Raw genomic sequence first — 17,225 nt, forward strand, 5'->3', positions numbered from 1 at the left:
CCGGCGCCGGCGCGGGATTGAGCGGCTGTCCTCAGATGCAGGGTGGCCGAATTCACGTCGGGATCCGCGGCTGATACAGGCCCGTTACTGCAGCAGACCCAACGCAGTTCCGCTACTGGAGCAGCGACCGGATGTCGTCGGCGGTGAGCGCGGAACTGAAGACGGCGTCGTCGTCCATTACGGACGAGAACAGCTTCGCCTTTTGCTCCTTCAGCGCCATGACCTTTTCCTCGATCGTGTCGCGGGCGACCATGCGGTACACCATGACGTTGTTTTTCTGCCCGATCCGGTGCGTGCGGTCCACCGCCTGGGATTCCGCGGCCGGGTTCCACCACGGATCCAGCAGGAAGACGTAATCCGCCTCCGTGAGGTTCAGCCCGAATCCGCCGGCCTTGAGGCTGATCAGGAACACGGGGACTACGCCGTCCTTGAAGGAGGCAATCACCTCGGCCCGGTTGCGGGTGGAGCCGTCGAGGTAGGCGTACTTGATGCCCTGCTCGTCCAGGCGCTGGGCGGCCTTTTTCAGGAAGGACGTGAACTGGCTGAAGATCAGGGCGCGGTGGCCTTCGGCAGTAATGTCTTCGAGCTGCTCAAAGAGCACGTCCAGCTTCGCCGAGGGCACACCGTCGTACTCCTCCGGCTCAACGAGTGAAGCATCGAGGCTGAGCATGCGCAGCAGGGTGAGGGAACGGAAGACGATCATGCGGTTCCGGTCCATGTCCTGGATCAGGCCCATGAGTTTCTGCCGTTCGCGCTGCAGATGCGTCTCGTAAATCTTGCGGTGCTTCGGGTGCAGTTCCACCTCAAGGATCTGCTCCTGCTTCTCCGGCAGGTCCTTGGCCACGGCTTCCTTGGTGCGGCGCATCAGCAGCGGCCGGATACGCCGGCGCAGCCGTGCCAGCAGCTCCGGGCTGTCGCCGCGTTCAATGGGCCGCTGATATTCGTCGGCGAATTTGCGGGCGGAGGGGAACAAGCCCGGCGCCACGATGGCGAACAGCCCCCAGAGCTCCATCAGGTTGTTTTCCATCGGGGTGCCGGTGATGGCCAGTTTGAACGGCGCGGGCAGGTCCCGGGCGCACTGATGCACGCGGGTCACCCGGTTCTTGACGAACTGCGCCTCATCCAGAATCAGCCCGTCCCACTCCAGCTTCCGGTAGGAAGCGAAGTCCAGCCGGAACACAGCGTAGGAGGTGAGGACGACGTCGGCCCCTGCCACCACCTCGGCCAGCGGTACGCGGGACTTGCCGCTGGTGTCGGAGACCGTCACCACCTTCAGCCCCGGTGTGAAGCGTGCGGCTTCGGACGCCCAGTTGGGAACCACCGAGGTGGGGGCAATCACCAGGAAGGGCCGGCGGGGTTGAGCTACCGCGGCTGGTTCTTCGGCTCGCTGTTGTGCGGCCGATTCTTCCTGCGCCTGCCGTTCCCGGGCGTGGGCAAGCAGGGCGAGGGTCTGCAGGGTCTTGCCGAGTCCCATATCGTCGGCCAGGATCCCGCCCAGGCCGTGGTCCCAGAGGAACGCCAACCAGTTGAAACCGTCCTGCTGATACGGCCGCAGGCTGGCCTGGAGCCCGGCGGGAAGCGGCACCGGGTCCACGGATTCCAAGTCCAGCAGGGCTGAGACGGACTCCCGCCAGGCGACGGCTTCCTCGGTTTCCTCCGCCAGTTCCTCCAGCTCGGACCACAGTCCGGCCTGGTAACGGCTGATGGACAGTTCTCCGGTATCCCATTCCTGCAGGCCCTGCGCCTCATTGATCAGCGCGTGGAGATGTTCAAACTCGGGACGGTCCAGGGAAAGGTAGGTCCGGTCCACGAGCATCAGCTTGGTTTTGCCCTGCGCTATGGCCTTGAAGATGTCCGCGAACGGCACCAGCCGGCCCTCCACAGTGACCATCACGGCGAGGTCGAACCAGTCGCGGCGTTCGGTTTCCACCGTGGTGATCTTCAGCTTCGGCGCCTCGAGCAGCTCCCGGTAATCGGGCCGGTTTCCCTCGATCTCCACCCGCACCCCGTCGAGCTTCTCCAGCTCCGGCAGGACATGCTCGGTGAATTCGGCGGCCTCTATCTCGCGCAGGATCCGGTTGCGGGGTACCGCGTGCAGGGTTTTCCCCACAGCCGCCAGGAGTGCCGCCTCGGCGGGGATGTCTCGGTAGGAGGTATCGCCGTCGTCCGCTGCCCCTGACTTGCCACTCTGGGGTGTGCGGGTGAGCGGCAGCCGGGTGGAGGAACTGCCGTGCTGATAGACCCAGTTCCAGGTCAGGGTCAACTGGTCCTCGGGGCCGAAGGCGGCGGTGAGGAGCAGCGCGGGCGGCTCGATCTCGGGGAACTCCACGGAGTCGTCGCTGCTGGTGACCGGCAGGACCTGCCGCAGCCGCGGGTAGAACTTCTCGAGGAATACCGCGGCGTCTGCCTTCGGCACCATTACCGGGGCGCCTTGGAGCAGCAGGCCCTTGTCCTGTTCCGTCAGGGTCTTGGCCGTAGGTGCCAGCGTGATGGTGTTCTGCGGCGACCGGAGGTAGATACCGTGGCTGCCGATGATCCCGGTATCTTCCAGCGGAACCGGCGAGCCGTCCACTTCGAGCGTCGGCAGCAGCTGCAGCGGCGCCGGAGTGTCCCCGCCGGCGGCCCGGACATCCAGGGACAGGGTGGCGAGTTTCCCGACGCGGACGGCGGCGTCCTTCTTGGTGCCGACAAACGGGATGCCCAGCCGCACCGCTTCATCCAGCAGCTGCCAGAGCAGGGGATTGGCAAAGTCGTCGAGGTACAGCCACGAATCGTTCTGCCCGAAGTAGCTCACGCCGTTGGAGCGGTGCAGGGCCGGGAACTGGGAGAACCAGCGGTGCTGGTCCGGATCCAGCCGCAGCCCGTAGGTCTGGTAGCTGATATTGCTCCACGCCAGGTTGTTCTTGACCCAGTTGCCCTTGGAGTTGCGCACCACCGGACGCACCCCCAGGCGGAAGGGCGTGGCCCGGTGCCGGCTGCGCGGGGTGGGCGCGCCCCAGCGGGGCGCAGCTGCCGCAGCAAAGTTCCGCAGTTCGAACTGCAGTGCCAGGGGAGTGGTTTCCGTGGGCTTGGTGCTGTCTGCCAGATCCGCATCGATCAGGGTCTGCAGCGACTGCTGCCAGGCCGGCACGGATGGCCGTAGGACAGGGGCGGAGAGCTCCTGCCGGGAAATCAAATGCTCGGTGTTGCTCTGCAGCGCTGCCGCGGCAACATGCTTGCAGTCGAAACCGAGGGGGCAGCTGCAGTGGTTGTCCAGCAGGCGGTAGTCGCCCTGGCGTTTAGCGCCGAGCTGCAGCATGGTCCGGTAGGGGACCGACGCGCTGCCGCGGACAGACGCGCGCAGCACCTCGCCTTGCGCATCCCACTCCAGGGCCTCCACGGCGCCACCCTTGGCGTAGGTCTGGCCCCGCTGAAACGCCGATCCGCCGACCACGCGGATGACGTCGGTAACGTCTACGAGCGGAGGGGTTTCGAGCATGGTTTTATCGTCTCACGCGGTACTGACGGTTTCCGCCGTCGGGTTTTTTCGCGGGATTTGGCAGGGTCCGGGGTGCCCTGTTTAGGATGTTAGTAGCGCGGGTCACAATGGCGTGATCTGCGTTTTACTTTCCTCCTGGTCGGGTACCAGCGTGGAACCGCCGTTTCACGCGTCAGAGCGGACCGTCGTCGTCCGCGTCCGTCCTCCTCCGCTTTAAGCCCCCGGTGCAGTCCCGGCTCCCAAATACCCGTGCGCTATTATCGCCGCATGAATGATTCTGCGGGTCTTCAGGAATGGTCCTCTTCAATGCTCACCGGCGAGCGGGTCCGCTTCCGAGAGCTTCGTGAACAGGACCTCGCACACCTGGCCGCGTGGTGGAATGACCCGTCCCAGGCGATCCTCCAGCAGGACCGGGTCACCGTCCGTCCGCAGGAGACCGCGGCAGCCATGTTCCGGACCTGGAGCAAGAACGAATCACCGTCCGGTTTCGGCTACAGCATTGTCAATCCAGCAGAAAAGCTGATCGGACATATCAGCGTCTGGGGTATATCCGTTCCGGAACGGATTGCCACTATGGCAATTATCATCAGCCCGGAATTCCAGGACCAGGGCCTGGGCCGGGAATCCCTGCAGCTCGGACTGCGGATTGTCTTTGAGGAAATGGGTGCGCATAAGGCCGAACTGCAGACATGGTCCTATAACTCGCGGGCCATCCATCTGTATCGCTCGCTGGGGTTCCGGGAGGAAGGACGACGCCGCGCCGCCGTGTTCCACCGCGGAGAGTTCCACGAGCAGGTGCTGCTCGGAATGCTGGAGGAGGAATACCGGGCCGCGGGCTAGGACAGTCCGGCGGATGCCGGTGAACCAGAGCCCACATGGATTTCGACGCGTTCGATCCAATCCCGCACCAAAGCTGAGACCAGCGCGGGACGTTCGAGGTGGAGGTTGTGTCCGGCGGCGTCCAGCACGGTAAAGGTGCCACGCGGGTAATGATCCCGCGCTGCCCAGCCGTCTTCATACCCTGTGACATGGTCCTGCCTGCCGAAAATGTGCAGGGACGGTGCTTCGAACGGCTGCGGGTGGGCGAGCTCGGGCTCCGCATCCAGCGCATAGTCCGCGGCAATCTGTTCCATGAGTGCCTGATCCGCGCCCCGGAGGCCCGGGAATACGAATTCGGAGAAGGCGGCAAAAGTGCCGGCCGTCTGCAGGACCGCCTCGTCCGCGAAGTCGGATGCGCCTTCTGCCGCGGCATGAATTAGGGCCGGGTCCCGGTGAATTACTTGCCGGGGCGGCAGGATCCGGTCTTCGTGGATCGCCGTGAACACCGATGCCAGGGTTGCCAACCCGAGCACCTGGTCCTTCAGGGTATGGGCAACGTGCCGGGCCACCATGCCGCCGAAGGAATTCCCGATCACGGCAAACGGCTCGTCGCCCAGCCGGTCCCGGATTTCCTGGACGACGCCGTCTGCCACCTCTTGGGCGCCGGCGGCAGGCTTCCGCGAACCGTGCTCCGCCCACGGAAGGTCAAGATAGATGCGCCGCCAGGCAAGGTCGCCAAGGGTGCTTTCCAGGGGCAGCATGATCCGGTGGTCTACGCCGAACCCGTGTATGAGCACCAAGGGTCGGCCGTTTCCTATTTCGCGGGCTATCACCCCGCGATCCTATGCGTGCTCCTGCCCGCGCAGGCGGAGCGACTGGCCGGAGCCTAAGCCGTGAGCAGCACGGCTACTGCAGCTACCCCGCGGCCTGCGTCGTCGCGTTTCCCTGCGGTTTCACCACGGGGAAACTACCGTGCGGTTCATCGTCCTCTTCAAAATGGTTGTAGGCCCGTCCAACAATCAGCGGATCCGGTGCATGCGCAATGGACGTGTCCTTGTTCGGATATTCCACTGTGCTGAGCACATGGCGCATCGCTTCGAGCCGGGCACGCTTCTTGTCATTGGACTTCACCGCGGTCCAGGGCGCGTCTCCGGTGTCCGTGTAGAAGAACATGGCTTCCTTCGCCTCCGTGTACGCGTCCCACTTATCCAGGCTGGCCAGGTCGGTGGGGGAGAGCTTCCACTGCTTCACGGGATCCGTTTCCCGGGCAGCGAACCGGGCCAGCTGCTCCGCCCGGCCCACAGAGAACCACAGCTTGTGCAGCAGGGTGCCGGAATTGACGAGCATCCGTTCGAGTTCCGGAACCTCCCGCATAAACTCCAGGTACTGCGCCGGGGTGCAGTACCCCATCACGCGTTCGACGCCGGCCCGGTTGTACCAGGAGCGGTCCATCATCACGATCTCTCCACCGCTGGGCAGGGTCCGGATATACCGCTGGAAATACCACTGGGTCTGCTCCTCGGAGGTGGGCTTCTCCAGCGCCACGACGCGTGCACCGCGGGGATTCAGGTGCTCGTCGAACCGTTTGATCGCCCCGCCTTTCCCGGCGGCATCACGGCCTTCGAAGATGATGAGCATTTTCTGCCCGGTTTCCTTGACCCAGAGCTGCATCTTCAGCAGTTCGATCTGGAGCCGGCGTTTCTGCCGGTCATAGGTGCGCCGGCTGAGCTTGGTGTCGTAGGGGTAGTTCTGGCGCCAGGCGTCGTCGTCGACCTTGATCTTGAGCTTTTTGCCCTTCGTTTTCAGTTCCTGCAGCTCGTCGAGTTCCTGCGCATAGTCCTCCGCGACCGCCACGCGCTGGCCGTCCAGGCTTTGCTCATCCGCCGCGAGTCCGTTGGCTGCTGACGGCTGCCGGGCCGAAACTTCCTTGGTGCCGTTTTTACTGGTTGCCATGACATCTCCTGCGGGAGGTTTGGAACGGGAATCCGATTGGTTTACGAACCTACTTGGATGCGGCGGGAGAGGGAAGAGGTTTCCGGTTGCCGGGTGCCGGCACTGTCGGGGTGCAAAAAGGGAGGCCCGGAAACCCGGACCTCCCTTTTCAGGGTGCTGGCCGATGCGTGCCGTCAGCGGCCGCTACCGGAGTTGTAGCGGCTCATGAAGGCGGCCATCGCGTCCCGGTTCACCGGTTGGTAGGGGCGGTAGGTCCTGGTGCCGTCGGCTTCCGGCCAGCCGGTGGAGATGCCGTTGGATGCCAGCCAGGTGATTTCCTTGTAGAACGGGTTGCTCGTTGCCACATCCGTGAAGGGTGACTCGTTCGGTGGGGTGAATTCAGGGCTTCCGTCCAGCCGGTACATGAAGGCGGCCATCGCGTCCCGGTTCACCGGTTGGTAGGGGCGGTAGGTCGTGGTGCCGTCGGCTTCCGGCCAGCCGGTGGAGATGCCGTTGGATGCCAACCAGGTGATTTCCTTGTAGAACGGGTTGCTCGTTGCCACATCCGTGAAGGGTGACTCGTTCGGTGGGGTGAATTCAGGGCTTCCGTCCAGCCGGTACATGAAGGCGGCCATCGCGTCCCGGTTCACCGGTTGGTAGGGGCGGTAGGTCCTGGTGCCGTCGGCTTCCGGCCAGCCGGTGGAGATGCCTTCGCCTCCCATCCACTGGATCTCGTCATAGAAAAGCAGGCCTGCCGGTACGTCGGCGAACATCGGCGGTTCGGCGACGGCTGCGGCCACGTCCAGCAGTTTCGGCCCGCAGTATGGGTCGCAGCCATTGGGCAGATCCCGCGCCGTCGTCGTCAACCGGGATTCAATCTCTGCAGCCGTCAGCGCGCCGTCGGCCGACAGCATCAACGCGACGGCTCCCGCAACGTGGGGAGCGGCCATCGATGTGCCTTGATAGTAGGCGTAGGCCTCGTTCTCGGGGGCCTGCCCACCGTCATTGAGGGTAGAGACAATGCCGCCACCGGGACTTTTGGATGTGTTTCCACCGGGAGCCATGATGTCAATGCCGGGTCCGTGGTTTGAATAGGGAGCCCGGGTTCCATCCCGCCCTGTCGCGCCGACTGCCAGTACGTTCTGGCAGTTGGCTGGTTGCGAGGTCGAAACGGGTCGATTGTTATTGCCTGCTGCCACGATAACGATCGCATCCCGGCTTTTGGCATAGTCCATGGCAGCCTGTGAAGTTTTGGAACAGGTGTTGTTTCCCCCGATGCTCACGTTGATGATCCGCGCCGGATGGGGATTGACGGGCACGTTCGGCAGGCTGCCGCCGGCGGCCCAGATGATGCCGTCAGTAATGTCGGACATCCAGCCGCCGCATTCGCCCAAGACGCGGACAGGAACGATCTTGGCTAAGGGAGCAACACCGCTAACGCCCTTGCCGTTGTTGGACGTGGCAGCCACTGTGCCAGCTACGTGCGTTCCATGCCACGACGAACGCTCGCTGTAAGTGAGACCGCAGCGGCCTGGGTCGTGCCAGTCGCCTTCGTCCTGTGCATTGCTGTCCCGGCCATCGCCGTCGCGGGCCTGGGCCGCATCGCTGATCAGGTCATAACCGGGCAGCATCTGGGCGTTGAGGTCACTGTGGTCGGTAATTCCGGTATCAACCACCGCTACGATTTGTCCCTCACCCCGGGTGGCTTCCCAGGCAGCGGCCACGTTTGCGCCCGCCAGGGGCTCCCACAGATCCCATTGATCGGGATAGTAGGGATCGTTGGGATCCACGGAAGCTGCGGTCAGCAGCACATCCGGTTCGACGTACTCGACCTCGGGGTTGTCAGCAAGTGCGGCAACCACTGCCGTGGACTCAGAGGCCGTCAATTCCTGGTCCAGGGCGATTACGGAAGCACCGGTTGCGGTCTCGAAAAGCTCCGTGGCTGCGCCGCCCACTTCGGCGGCAGCCTCGTCATAGGTCTCGGCCCGGTTGGTGGAGGAGATTCCCGCCTTGTCACGGAATTTCACGATGAACCGATTGGAGGTTTGATCCGGAACGTCGCTGCTGCGGATTTCGGCCGACGGCGGCGTTTCCTCTGTAGCGAAAGCAGGTCCGGCAATAAACGTGCTGCCTAAGAACGCAGTAATTGCCAGTGTGGCACCGGTGCGGCGAGCACGGTGCGAAAGCGATTTCCCCATTTATATCCTGTCAAAAGGCGGACACCGAAGCCTATCTGGCGAGGTGGTGGCCGGCCCGGAGCCCCGTCTATTGACGCGCCAAAAAACTATAACGGAAGTCCGAAATACTCTGCTATTTGGGGTTGTCGCGCTAAAGGACAGGTTCTGCGGGTGCCGGGGTATTTCCTCTCCGGGTAGGCAGACTCGCGGAAAATCCGGCGCGTAATACTGAACGGTCAATCCTTCATAATGGACATTGATGACTTCACTACGCACCAAAGCTCTGTCCCTCGTTGCCCTGCTCGCCCTCGGCGTAGTCGGCTGCACCCCCGCCACCGACACGGGTTCCGACCCAGCCCCGTCCTCCGCTAGCCAACCCGCGACCGGCTCCACGGAATCCGCGGCCCCGTCCGCTTCTGCGGAACCCGCCGCACCTGCCGAGCCCGCCGCAGCCGGCACGGCGCTGGACCAGTTGGCCGGCATCCCGATCAAGGGCCGCGCGCCGAAGACCGGGTACGACCGCGAGCAGTTCGGTCCGGCCTGGGCCGATACGGACCGCAACGGCTGCGACACCCGCAACGACATCCTCGCCCGCGACCTCGTGGACATTGTGTACAAGGACGGAACCCAGGAATGCGTGGTTGCTTCGGGCACCTTCCTGGATCCCTATACGGGAACCACCATTGCGTTTGTCCGAGGCAACACCACCAGCACCGCCGTCCAGATCGACCACGTGGTGGCCCTTTCCGATGCCTGGCAGAAGGGGGCACAGCAGTTGTCCGCCGAGGAACGCCGGCAGCTGGCCAATGATCCGCTGAACCTCATGGCCGCCGACGGTCCCGCCAACGGCTCCAAGTCCGACGGCGACGCCGCCACCTGGCTGCCGGCCAACAAGGCCTTCCGCTGCGAATACGTAGCCCGCCAGACTGCCGTCAAGGCCGAATACCGGTTGTGGATGACGCAGGCAGAGCATGATGCGATCGCTGCCGTCCTGTCCGGCTGCCCGGATGAGCCGGTTCCCGCGCGGGACGGCACCGTGCCTGCCGCAGCGGTTGCTGCAGTCGATGCCGCGCAGCCAGCCGAGGAAGCGCAGCCCGCACCCGCGGTTGAGCCAGTACCTGCCGCTCCCGCGGTGGAACCCGCTCCAGCTGCGCCCGCCGGAACCGTCTATGCCAACTGCACCGCCGTCAAGGCTGCAGGCGTGGCGCCGATCCGCCCGGGAGACGCCGGCTGGGATCCCAAGTTCGACCGGGACGGCGACGGCGTGGGCTGCACGTCCTAGGGCACGTAGGCCTTGGCCTCAAAGATCCATGGCTCCAGCGGGATCCGCGCGGGAGAGAATTCAGCCAGGGCTTCGCTGAGGTCTCCGGGCAGGCCCAGGGACCCGAGGATCAGGGCCCGGACGGCGTCCGCATCCAGGCCCGCTGCGGCGAGGTCGGGGAGGGTGACGGCGCCGTCGCGCTTGGCCAGGCGCTGGCCCGCAGTGTTCAGCGCCAGCGGAACATGGGCGTAGCTGACCGGAGGCAACCCGAGGAGGGAACCGAGGTACGCCTGGCGGGGTGCCGAACTCAGCAGGTCATCCCCGCGCACTACCTGGTCAATGCCCTGCAACGCATCGTCGAGGACCACCGCAAGGTTGTAGGAGGGGACGCCGTCGTTGCGCAGCAGCACCAGGTCATCCACCGCCGAGGTGTAGCTGCCGTGCAGCTCATCGGTCACGGTGAACTCGTTGAGGTCCGCCCGCAGGCGCAGGGCGGCGGGGCGTTCGCGCCGTCGTCGGGCACGCTGCTCTTCGGTGAGGTTCCGGCAGGTGCCCGGGTAGGCCCCGGGCGGTGCGTGCGGGGCCGACGCCGCTTCCGCCACCTCGCGCCGGGTGCAGAAGCATTCGTACACGAGTCCAGCACTGCGCAGCCCGGCGATGGCGTCCAGGTAGATTTCAGTGCGTTCGGTCTGCCGGATGATTTCGCCGTCCCAGTCCAGGCCGACGGCGGTTAGGTCGCGCAGCTGGGCCGCTTCGGCGCCGGAGCGCACCCGGTCGAGGTCCTCCATCCGCAGCAGGAACCGGCGGCCGGTGCTGCGGGCGAAGAGCCAGGCCAGCAGGGCGGTGCGCAGGTTTCCTACGTGCAGCTCCCCGGTGGGACTGGGAGCGAAGCGGCCGGCGGCGGAGGAATTAGGCACAGGACCAGTCTATTCGGGTGCGGTGGCGTCCGCGGGTGACCTTCATTCTCCCGGCCGAGGGGAGTTTCAATGTCCGGGCTGCAGAAGGGATTTTGGTTGCGGACCAAGGGTGTCCGCAAGGCAGTGGCCCGCACCCCGCCATGGTGTCTAGCGTTTCACGCATGGGACTCATGGAGATCGAGGTTGCCCAGATGGAACACCGCCTGCGGACAGCCGAGCTGGAACAGCGGCACCGCCTCCGGCGAACCCTGCAGGAGCGGGAGCAAGCGGACGAACCGGAGCGTGTCCAGACCGACTGGCCGCTGATTACGCTGCGTTTGGGGCGTTTCCAGGTGGCTTTGCTCCGTACCGTCTGGCTGCCGTCCGAACGCCGGGTCCGCTCGCACGGGGCGTCTCGACTTCTTCCGGGGTAGCGGGAGTAGCCAGCGGCGCGAATCAGACCCGGCTTTCCGCTGCCCCCTGCGCTCCGTCGTCGTACGTTTCGTCTGCCAGTTCCGCACGTACCAGACCGTCCCCGCGGACCCACAGACGGTAAGCGGCGAACAGGAGCGCGATCCATACTGCGCCCACGATCAAGGCCACGCGCGTGTCCGGCATGATGCCCAGCAGCACCACGATGAACACCATGAAAGCCAGTGCCGCATAGGACGCGGCCGGCCAGAACGGCACGCCGAACTCCGATGCCGGCAGGTTCCGGCGTTTGATTTCCCGCTTCATGGCGATGTGCGAGAGAAGGATCATCAGCCACACCCACACGGTCGCGAAGGTGGCGATGGACGCGATGATCGTGAACAGCGATTCGGGCAGCAGGGCGTTCAGGACGACGCCGACGAGCAGCACCACCGCCATGGTCGCCACGGTCATCCACGGCACCCCGTTCCGGGAAATCCGGGCGAACGACGCCGGTGCCTGGCCTTCCTGTGCGAGTCCGTAAAGGACCCGGCCGGCTCCGAAGATGTCGGAGTTGATGGCGGAGATCGCTGCGGTGATGACCACGGCGTTGAGGATGTGCGCTGCCGCCGGGATGCCCAGGGTGTCGAAGATCTGCACAAACGGACTGGTTTCGCCGTTGATGTCCTGCCACGGGAAGATCATCATCAGGATGCCCAGGGCGCATACGTAGAAGAGCAGGATGCGGACCGGAACGGTGTTCACCGCAGCGGGGATGGCCTTCTTGGGGTTGTCCGCTTCGCCTGCGGTGATGCCGATGGTCTCAATGCCGCCGAAGGCGAACATCACAATCGAGAAGGACGCCAGCAGCCCCCAGAATCCATTGGCGAAGAACCCGCCGGAGCCCAGCATCGTATCCAGGCCGGGGTTCGCGGCGTCGGGCAGTCCGAACCCGAAGACCACGATGGCCGCGCCGCCGACGATCATCGCGATGATGGCAGCGACCTTGATCAGCGAGAGCCAGAACTCGGTCTCGCCAAAGACCTTCACCCGCATCAGGTTCAGTGCGGCTATCAGCAGGATGACGGCCAGGATCCAGATCCAGCGCGGCACGTCTTCGAACCAGAAGCCCATATAGATGCCGAACGCCGTGACGTCGGCAATGGCGACGATGGCCATCTCGAAGGCGAACGTCCAGCCCGTGATGAACCCGGCGAACGGGCCCAGATAGCGGCTGGCGTAGTGGCCGAACGAACCTGTCACCGGATGCCGGACAGCCATCTCGCCGAGTGCCCGCATAACCAGGAACACAGCGGCTCCACCGATCATGTAGGCCAGCAGGACGGACGGTCCGGCGGACTGGATGGCCGAGGCGGACCCGTAGAACAGGCCGGTGCCGATGGCCGAGCCGAGCGCCATGAAGCGGATGTGCCGGACATTCAGCCCGCGGGCCAATGCCTGGGTAAAGGAGGACTTCAAGAAAAACGCACCTTGGAATGTGGGGGTAGGCCCAGTTCAGGGGCCAATCCATATTACGCCTGCTGGCGGGATGTCGTTTTCAGGGGGGGCAGGGGAGGGGCGACGGCGACGGAACGGCATCAAGGGGAGCAAGGGGGGTGAGGGAACTCCAGGGACAGCGGGCGGGTGAGGGTGGGAATCCGAATGGGCAGGTGAGCATAGGCGCCATCTCGGAATGTCAGCGCGGGTAGTTATATTTTTCCCAACGACCGAACCGGTCTCGCGGAACACCGCGTACTCGCTGCGCATCAGTCATCGCACGCGCTGTATGGCACCGAGTTATGCATTCATAAATGGGGAGAAACCATGGACAACACGACACATTCGCCTTATCCACCCGTAGGAGAGCCGTCACCGGCCGGCCAGTCCTTTCCCGCCGCCCCGGGGACGGCGGGCCCCGGCCCCGGTGGCCCGGGCCAGCCCAACTTCGGCAAGCCTGTCGGGAATCCTGATGCTGGGAAGGGGCTTGCGATCACTGCCCTTGTCATCGGTGTTGTCTCCCTGCTCCTGTGCTGGATCCCCTTCGTCAACAACCTCGTGTTTGTCCTGGGCCTGATCGGACTAGGGTTCGCCATTCCGGCCCTGATCATCTCTGTGAAGAACCATTCCCGCTCCAAGGGAATGTCGATTGCGGCCCTCATTCTCGTGGTTCTTTCCCTAGTGGGAGTCCTGGCGACGCAGGCCTTCTACGGGAAGGTAATTGATGACGCGGTCGAATCCATGGAGGAGGGGGCGGACGGCGTCGTCGAAAGTTCTGAGAAAGAAAAGGAAGCTTCCTCAGGGGAGGCAGCATCGCTCGGAACGGCCGCGGAAGTAGGCGACTACAGTGTCACCGTTTCCGCCGTAAACACGAACGCAGGCGAGCTGATTGCAGCGGTAAACCCTTACAACGAGGCTCCGCAGGGGCAGTATGTGCTGGTGGATCTCGCCGTGCAGTACAGCGGAGACGGGGAAGGGAACCCTTGGATCGATCTGCAGACCAAGTTCATTGGAGCTGATGCACGTCAGTACGACCCTTCGACCTGCTCGGTGGTCCTCGAGAAACAGGAGTATGACGTTCCTACCCTTGAGAAGGGCGGCGTAGCTGAATACCAGGTTTGCATGGACGTTCCGGCGGAAGCTCTTGCCGATGCCAAGATCTTCGTCGAACCGACCTTCACCTTGGACGACGACGACCGGGCGTACTGGACCGCGCAGTAAGCGAACGGCGGGGACCCCGTTGGGGCTCCCCGCCGTTCGACGGTTGATGCTCTGCGGCTCTTTTAGTGCTGCTCCGCCGCATAGCTAATCCGAGCCTCGTGCGGAATCAGTGGCTTGTCCGCCCGGACCTTCATCTCCTGCACGGTCCAGCCGTTGCCGTCCGGATCCGCAAAGCTGAAGAACGTTCCGCCGTCGCGCTCGTCAAAAACGGTCACGTCGCCGACCTCCACGCCGCGGTCCAGCAGTTCCTGCCGGGCCGCCTGCGCATTCGGTACCACCAGCTGCAGTCCCCGCAGGGAACCGGGGACCATGCCCTGCTGGGAACCCGGATCCCCGAGCACAATCGAGCAGCCGGAGCCGGGCGGTGTCAGCTGCGCAAAGTCCATCTGCTCGGTCGACGTGCGGTGATCCAGGTGAAAGCCCACCTGGTCGCGGTAGAAAGCGATGGCACGGTCCTGGTCACTAACCGGGACGATCATTACCTCGAGGGTCCAGTCCATGGTCGCACCTACCTTCCGGTTCGAACGGATGCGAGCAGAGCATCCAGCTGGTTATAGCCGTCAGACATGCCCTCTTCCATGCCGTTGCCCAGGAACTCGTCCCGGGATTCGACCGATGGGTACAGGGAACGGCCCGTCACCCGGCTCCTGCCGCCGGGCAGCTCGGTGAAGGTGTTGTATTCGAGCGTCACCACGTCCGGGTAGCCCTCGAATTCAAAGGTCTGCAGCATGAAGTCGTCCTGGCGTACCGTGTGGAACATGCCGTGGAAGGCATATTCCTCGCCGTCGCCTGCCGACTGGACTACTCGGTAGGCACCGCCGGACCGCGGCTCGAACACGTCCATCCGAGTGGTCAGCTCCTCCGGGCCGATCCATTGGACGTAAAGGTCCGGATCCGTGTGTCCCTGGAAGACAGCGCTGACCGGGAAGTCGAAGTCGCGTTGATACTCCAGGAAGGGTTCACCCGCGGGGGCGTGAATCGTCAGCGGGTTGCTCATCACGCGCCCCTTCCCTGCAGTGCCTCCGGCTGGAGCTGGGCGAGGAGCTCATCCATCCGGTCGAACCCTTCGGCGACGCCGGACTCCATCCCCGAGGCAGCCATGCCGTCCCGTGCCTCCATCGAGGGGTAGATCGCATGGGCGGTGATTCGGGTGCGGCCGCCGTCGAGCGCCTCAAGGGTCATGAACTCGAGGCTGGTGACGTCGGGATAGCCGGAGAATTCGAAGGTCTGGATGGCGAACTCGTTCTCCCGCACGGTGTGGAAGATGCCCCGGAACTCGTAGGGGATACCCTCCGGGCCGGTGTGGATGTAGCTATAGGACCCTCCGGTGCGGAAGTCGTAGTGGTTGATGTCCATCTTCATCCGGCGCGGTCCCAGCCACTGGACCAGCAGGTCCGGTTCGGAATACGCCCGGAAGACCTGATCCACGGGATAGTCCACCTCGCGGCTGAAATCAATGAAGGGGACACCTTCCGGGACGGTGAGCTGCAGTGCGTTGGTCATGATGAATCCTTTGCCGGCGGGCCGCCTTTCGCTGCGGCCCGTGCGTTGAGCACGGCATCAAGGCTGCGGAACTGCTCCTCGCGGACCAGCCGGTACTGGCCAATCCACGCGGTGAGCGCCTCCAACCGTGCGGGATTCAGGTGGACGGGCCGGCGCTGTGCGTCACGGCTGCGCGTGACCAGCTGCGCCTGCTCGAGGACCTGGATGTGCTTCGAGATGGCCTGCTTCGATATCTCGAAGGGTTCCGCCAGTTCGTTGACCGTGGCAGGGCCCCGGGAAAGCCGGGCGATGATCTGGCGGCGGGCCGGATCGGCCAGGGCCAGGAAGGCCTTGTCCAGAAGGGGTTCGTCGCTGTGGGAGTCCATGCGGTCGGTCAGCTTCTGTAGACGTGTAATCAAGGTACTGGTTGTTCAACCTTTCGGTTGACTACGAAGCTACGCCCGGGCGGGGCGCCGGTCAATGGGTTGCGGCTGGTTTTTCCGGGAGGCCGGCCGGAGACCCGCATAGGCCATTATGGTGCCATGACTGCGAATCCCCTTGAGGTCCGTTGGCCCGTCACCACACCCCGCCTCACCATCCGCCCCGCCGTCCTCGAAGACCTGCCGCAGGTATTCGAGTACCGCCGGAAGCCCGAGGTTGCGCAATGGCTGACGGCCCAGCCCACGGACGTGGATACCTTCGTGGAGCGGCTCGGGCAGCCGGAGCAGCTGGCAGCCATTTTTGTTGTGGAACACGCCGGAACGCTGGTTGGTGACCTCTATCTTGTCCGCCAGGACGCGTGGGCGCAGAAAGAAATAGAGGTATTGGCACGGGGTACGCAGGCGGAGATCGGCTATGTCATCGCACCGGAATATGCCGGACGGGGATATGCGAGCGAAGCCGTAGCTGAACTGGTGCGCATCTGTTTCGAGGAACTGGGCCTGCGGCGGGTCGTGGCTGAGTGTTTCGCGGACAACACCGCATCCTGGCGGGTCATGGAAAAAACGGGTATGCGGCGCGAGGGGCGATCCCGGCAGGGGTCCCTACACCGCTCGGGCCGCTGGCTCGATGACCTTCGCTATGCGCTCCTGGCCGATGAATGGCGCGGCAGGAGGGCGGGGTCTGTCGGCGGAGCCCGCCGGCAGGGACAATGTCAGGCAGAACCGGTAGGGGAGCCGTGAAGAGCAGCCAGTACCGCATGAGCGAACCGGCAGCCGACGTCTTATTCGTGGAGGGCCCGGCGTCGAACTGGATCCTCCTGCGCCGGGCCGCGCAGTTCACGCTGATCGACGGCGGCTACCGCGGCGACCTGCCTCTGGTCCTGGCCTCCATCCGCGACGCAGGCCTGGACCCGGCCGACGCCGTCGCCGTCCTGATTACCCACGCCCACGTGGACCACACGGGAGCCGCCGCCTATTTTTCCCGCGAGTACGGCACGCCCGTCCTCAGCAGCGCCGCCGAGCATAAGCACCTCTCCGGGGAGGAAAAGTTCTCCGTTACGCCGCTGCAGGTACTGTTCCGCGCCTGGCAGCCCCGGGTCTTCCGCTGGGCGCGGCACGTGCTGCGCTCCGGCGGGCCGAAGGGCATACCGGTACGGTCGGCGGCCGTCTGGACCGATGACCTGCTGGCCGGGCTTCCCGGACGGCCGGTAGCGGTCCCGACGCCTGGGCACACCCCCGGGCACACCGCGTTCTACCTCCCGGACGCCAAAGCGGTGGTCACCGGCGACGCCCTGGTAACCGGGCATGCGATCAGTGCGCGGAGCGGGCCGCAGCTGCTGCATTCAATGTTCCATTACGACGGCGCGCGGGTGGACACTGCACTGACGGTCCTGGCCAGGCTGGACGCCTGCCTGCTGCTGCCCGGCCACGGACCCGCGCTCCGCACTGCGATCCGCGACGCCGTGGACACCGCCCGAAGCCGGCAAGCGGCGAAGCCCGGAAAGGTGGTTGTTCCCGGCGCCCGGAAAGCCGGCTGGGCGGGCGAACCCACCTACGGCCGGATGGAACCGGGCGGCGACTCGATGCTTGGGTAACGTCTTCCGGCCCGAG

16 protein-coding genes are annotated in these 17,225 nt (G+C 64.7%); 6 read left to right on the forward strand and 10 right to left on the reverse strand.

Translation table 11 applies throughout. The features are described 5' to 3' along the window. Positions 1–112 precede the first annotated feature (112 nt). Complete coding sequence (locus LJ760_RS11605; RefSeq protein WP_227923119.1) at positions 113–3,478, reverse strand: DEAD/DEAH box helicase; 3,366 nt, start codon at positions 3,476–3,478, stop codon at positions 113–115. 267 nt (positions 3,479–3,745) lie between these two features. Between LJ760_RS11605 and LJ760_RS11610 the strand changes: the two genes are divergently transcribed. Beyond that, a complete protein-coding gene (locus LJ760_RS11610; RefSeq protein ID WP_227923121.1) occupies positions 3,746–4,318 on the forward strand; it encodes a GNAT family N-acetyltransferase in 573 nt (190 codons plus the stop codon). Here LJ760_RS11610 and LJ760_RS11615 read toward each other — a convergent pair. From LJ760_RS11615 to LJ760_RS11625, 3 genes are all read right to left on the reverse strand, one after another. Continuing rightward, positions 4,315–5,094, reverse strand: a complete 780-nt coding sequence (locus LJ760_RS11615) for an alpha/beta fold hydrolase (protein ID WP_331460721.1) — start codon at positions 5,092–5,094, stop codon at positions 4,315–4,317. The genes LJ760_RS11610 and LJ760_RS11615 overlap by 4 nt on opposite strands. 118 nt (positions 5,095–5,212) lie before the next feature. Continuing rightward, entirely contained in the window at positions 5,213–6,250 is a 1,038-nt protein-coding gene (gene ppk2 / locus LJ760_RS11620) for a polyphosphate kinase 2 (RefSeq protein WP_227923123.1), read from the reverse strand. Between the two features lie 173 nt (positions 6,251–6,423). Continuing rightward, on the reverse strand, positions 6,424–8,427 hold the full coding sequence (locus LJ760_RS11625) for a S8 family serine peptidase (protein WP_227923124.1): 2,004 nt from the start codon (positions 8,425–8,427) through the stop codon (positions 6,424–6,426). A gap of 238 nt (positions 8,428–8,665) precedes the next feature. On the opposite strand from LJ760_RS11625, the gene LJ760_RS11630 reads away from it, so the two are divergent. Next, positions 8,666–9,688 carry a GmrSD restriction endonuclease domain-containing protein gene (locus tag LJ760_RS11630; RefSeq protein WP_227923125.1) on the forward strand — a complete coding sequence of 341 codons (1,023 nt, stop codon included), beginning with the start codon at positions 8,666–8,668 and terminating at the stop codon, positions 9,686–9,688. On the opposite strand, the gene gluQRS is transcribed toward LJ760_RS11630, so the two are convergent. Beyond that, complete coding sequence (gene gluQRS, locus LJ760_RS11635; RefSeq protein ID WP_227923126.1) at positions 9,685–10,584, reverse strand: tRNA glutamyl-Q(34) synthetase GluQRS; 900 nt, start codon at positions 10,582–10,584, stop codon at positions 9,685–9,687. The two genes, LJ760_RS11630 and gluQRS, sit on opposite strands and share 4 nt — an antisense overlap. Before the next feature lie 161 nt (positions 10,585–10,745). Here gluQRS and LJ760_RS11640 point away from each other — a divergent pair, with 161 nt between their 5' ends. Continuing rightward, complete coding sequence (locus LJ760_RS11640) at positions 10,746–10,997, forward strand: hypothetical protein (RefSeq protein ID WP_227923127.1); 252 nt, start codon at positions 10,746–10,748, stop codon at positions 10,995–10,997. A gap of 22 nt (positions 10,998–11,019) precedes the next feature. Here LJ760_RS11640 and LJ760_RS11645 read toward each other — a convergent pair whose 3' ends face one another. After that, positions 11,020–12,393, reverse strand: a complete 1,374-nt coding sequence (locus tag LJ760_RS11645) for an amino acid permease (protein WP_227923278.1) — start codon at positions 12,391–12,393, stop codon at positions 11,020–11,022. A gap of 405 nt (positions 12,394–12,798) precedes the next feature. Here LJ760_RS11645 and LJ760_RS11650 point away from each other — a divergent pair, with 405 nt between their 5' ends. Beyond that, positions 12,799–13,692, forward strand: coding sequence for a DUF4352 domain-containing protein (locus LJ760_RS11650; RefSeq protein WP_227923128.1), 894 nt, complete (start codon positions 12,799–12,801; stop codon positions 13,690–13,692). 62 nt (positions 13,693–13,754) lie between these two features. Here LJ760_RS11650 and LJ760_RS11655 read toward each other — a convergent pair whose 3' ends face one another. The 4 genes from LJ760_RS11655 to LJ760_RS11670 are packed head-to-tail and all read right to left on the reverse strand — an operon-like array spanning position 13,755 to position 15,560. After that, on the reverse strand, positions 13,755–14,192 hold the full coding sequence (locus LJ760_RS11655; RefSeq protein WP_227923129.1) for a VOC family protein: 438 nt from the start codon (positions 14,190–14,192) through the stop codon (positions 13,755–13,757). 8 nt (positions 14,193–14,200) lie between these two features. Then, entirely contained in the window at positions 14,201–14,689 is a 489-nt protein-coding gene (locus LJ760_RS11660; RefSeq protein ID WP_227923131.1) for an SRPBCC family protein, read from the reverse strand. Further along, the gene (locus LJ760_RS11665) at positions 14,689–15,195 is read right to left on the reverse strand and encodes an SRPBCC family protein (protein WP_227923133.1); all 507 of its coding nucleotides are present in this window, start codon (positions 15,193–15,195) and stop codon (positions 14,689–14,691) included. The genes LJ760_RS11660 and LJ760_RS11665 overlap by 1 nt, the downstream gene beginning before the upstream one ends. Next, complete coding sequence (locus LJ760_RS11670; protein ID WP_227923281.1) at positions 15,192–15,560, reverse strand: ArsR/SmtB family transcription factor; 369 nt, start codon at positions 15,558–15,560, stop codon at positions 15,192–15,194. The genes LJ760_RS11665 and LJ760_RS11670 overlap by 4 nt, the downstream gene beginning before the upstream one ends. A gap of 156 nt (positions 15,561–15,716) precedes the next feature. On the opposite strand from LJ760_RS11670, the gene LJ760_RS11675 reads away from it, so the two are divergent. Together LJ760_RS11675 and LJ760_RS11680 are read left to right on the forward strand one after the other, a co-directional pair. Then, on the forward strand, positions 15,717–16,355 hold the full coding sequence (locus LJ760_RS11675) for a GNAT family N-acetyltransferase (protein ID WP_227923136.1): 639 nt from the start codon (positions 15,717–15,719) through the stop codon (positions 16,353–16,355). A gap of 17 nt (positions 16,356–16,372) precedes the next feature. Then, a complete protein-coding gene (locus LJ760_RS11680) occupies positions 16,373–17,209 on the forward strand; it encodes an MBL fold metallo-hydrolase (protein WP_227923140.1) in 837 nt (278 codons plus the stop codon). The last annotated feature ends 16 nt before the right edge of the window (positions 17,210–17,225 follow it).

This window comes from Arthrobacter sp. zg-Y895, assembly GCF_020731025.1.
GTDB lineage: Bacteria > Actinomycetota > Actinomycetes > Actinomycetales > Micrococcaceae > Arthrobacter_B.

Coding starts and splice junctions, on each gene's coding strand:
- LJ760_RS11605 (WP_227923119.1), bottom strand. CDS start 3,478: ATGCTCGAAACCCCTCCGCTCGTAGACGTTACCGACGTCATCCGCGTG.
- LJ760_RS11610 (WP_227923121.1), top strand. CDS start 3,746: ATGAATGATTCTGCGGGTCTTCAGGAATGGTCCTCTTCAATGCTCACC.
- ppk2 (WP_227923123.1), bottom strand. CDS start 6,250: ATGGCAACCAGTAAAAACGGCACCAAGGAAGTTTCGGCCCGGCAGCCG.
- LJ760_RS11625 (WP_227923124.1), bottom strand. CDS start 8,427: ATGGGGAAATCGCTTTCGCACCGTGCTCGCCGCACCGGTGCCACACTG.
- LJ760_RS11630 (WP_227923125.1), top strand. CDS start 8,666: ATGACTTCACTACGCACCAAAGCTCTGTCCCTCGTTGCCCTGCTCGCC.
- LJ760_RS11640 (WP_227923127.1), top strand. CDS start 10,746: ATGGGACTCATGGAGATCGAGGTTGCCCAGATGGAACACCGCCTGCGG.
- LJ760_RS11645 (WP_227923278.1), bottom strand. CDS start 12,393: ATGGCGCTCGGCTCGGCCATCGGCACCGGCCTGTTCTACGGGTCCGCC.
- LJ760_RS11650 (WP_227923128.1), top strand. CDS start 12,799: ATGGACAACACGACACATTCGCCTTATCCACCCGTAGGAGAGCCGTCA.
- LJ760_RS11655 (WP_227923129.1), bottom strand. CDS start 14,192: ATGGACTGGACCCTCGAGGTAATGATCGTCCCGGTTAGTGACCAGGAC.
- LJ760_RS11660 (WP_227923131.1), bottom strand. CDS start 14,689: ATGAGCAACCCGCTGACGATTCACGCCCCCGCGGGTGAACCCTTCCTG.
- LJ760_RS11665 (WP_227923133.1), bottom strand. CDS start 15,195: ATGACCAACGCACTGCAGCTCACCGTCCCGGAAGGTGTCCCCTTCATT.
- LJ760_RS11670 (WP_227923281.1), bottom strand. CDS start 15,560: ATGGACTCCCACAGCGACGAACCCCTTCTGGACAAGGCCTTCCTGGCC.
- LJ760_RS11675 (WP_227923136.1), top strand. CDS start 15,717: ATGACTGCGAATCCCCTTGAGGTCCGTTGGCCCGTCACCACACCCCGC.
- LJ760_RS11680 (WP_227923140.1), top strand. CDS start 16,373: ATGAGCGAACCGGCAGCCGACGTCTTATTCGTGGAGGGCCCGGCGTCG.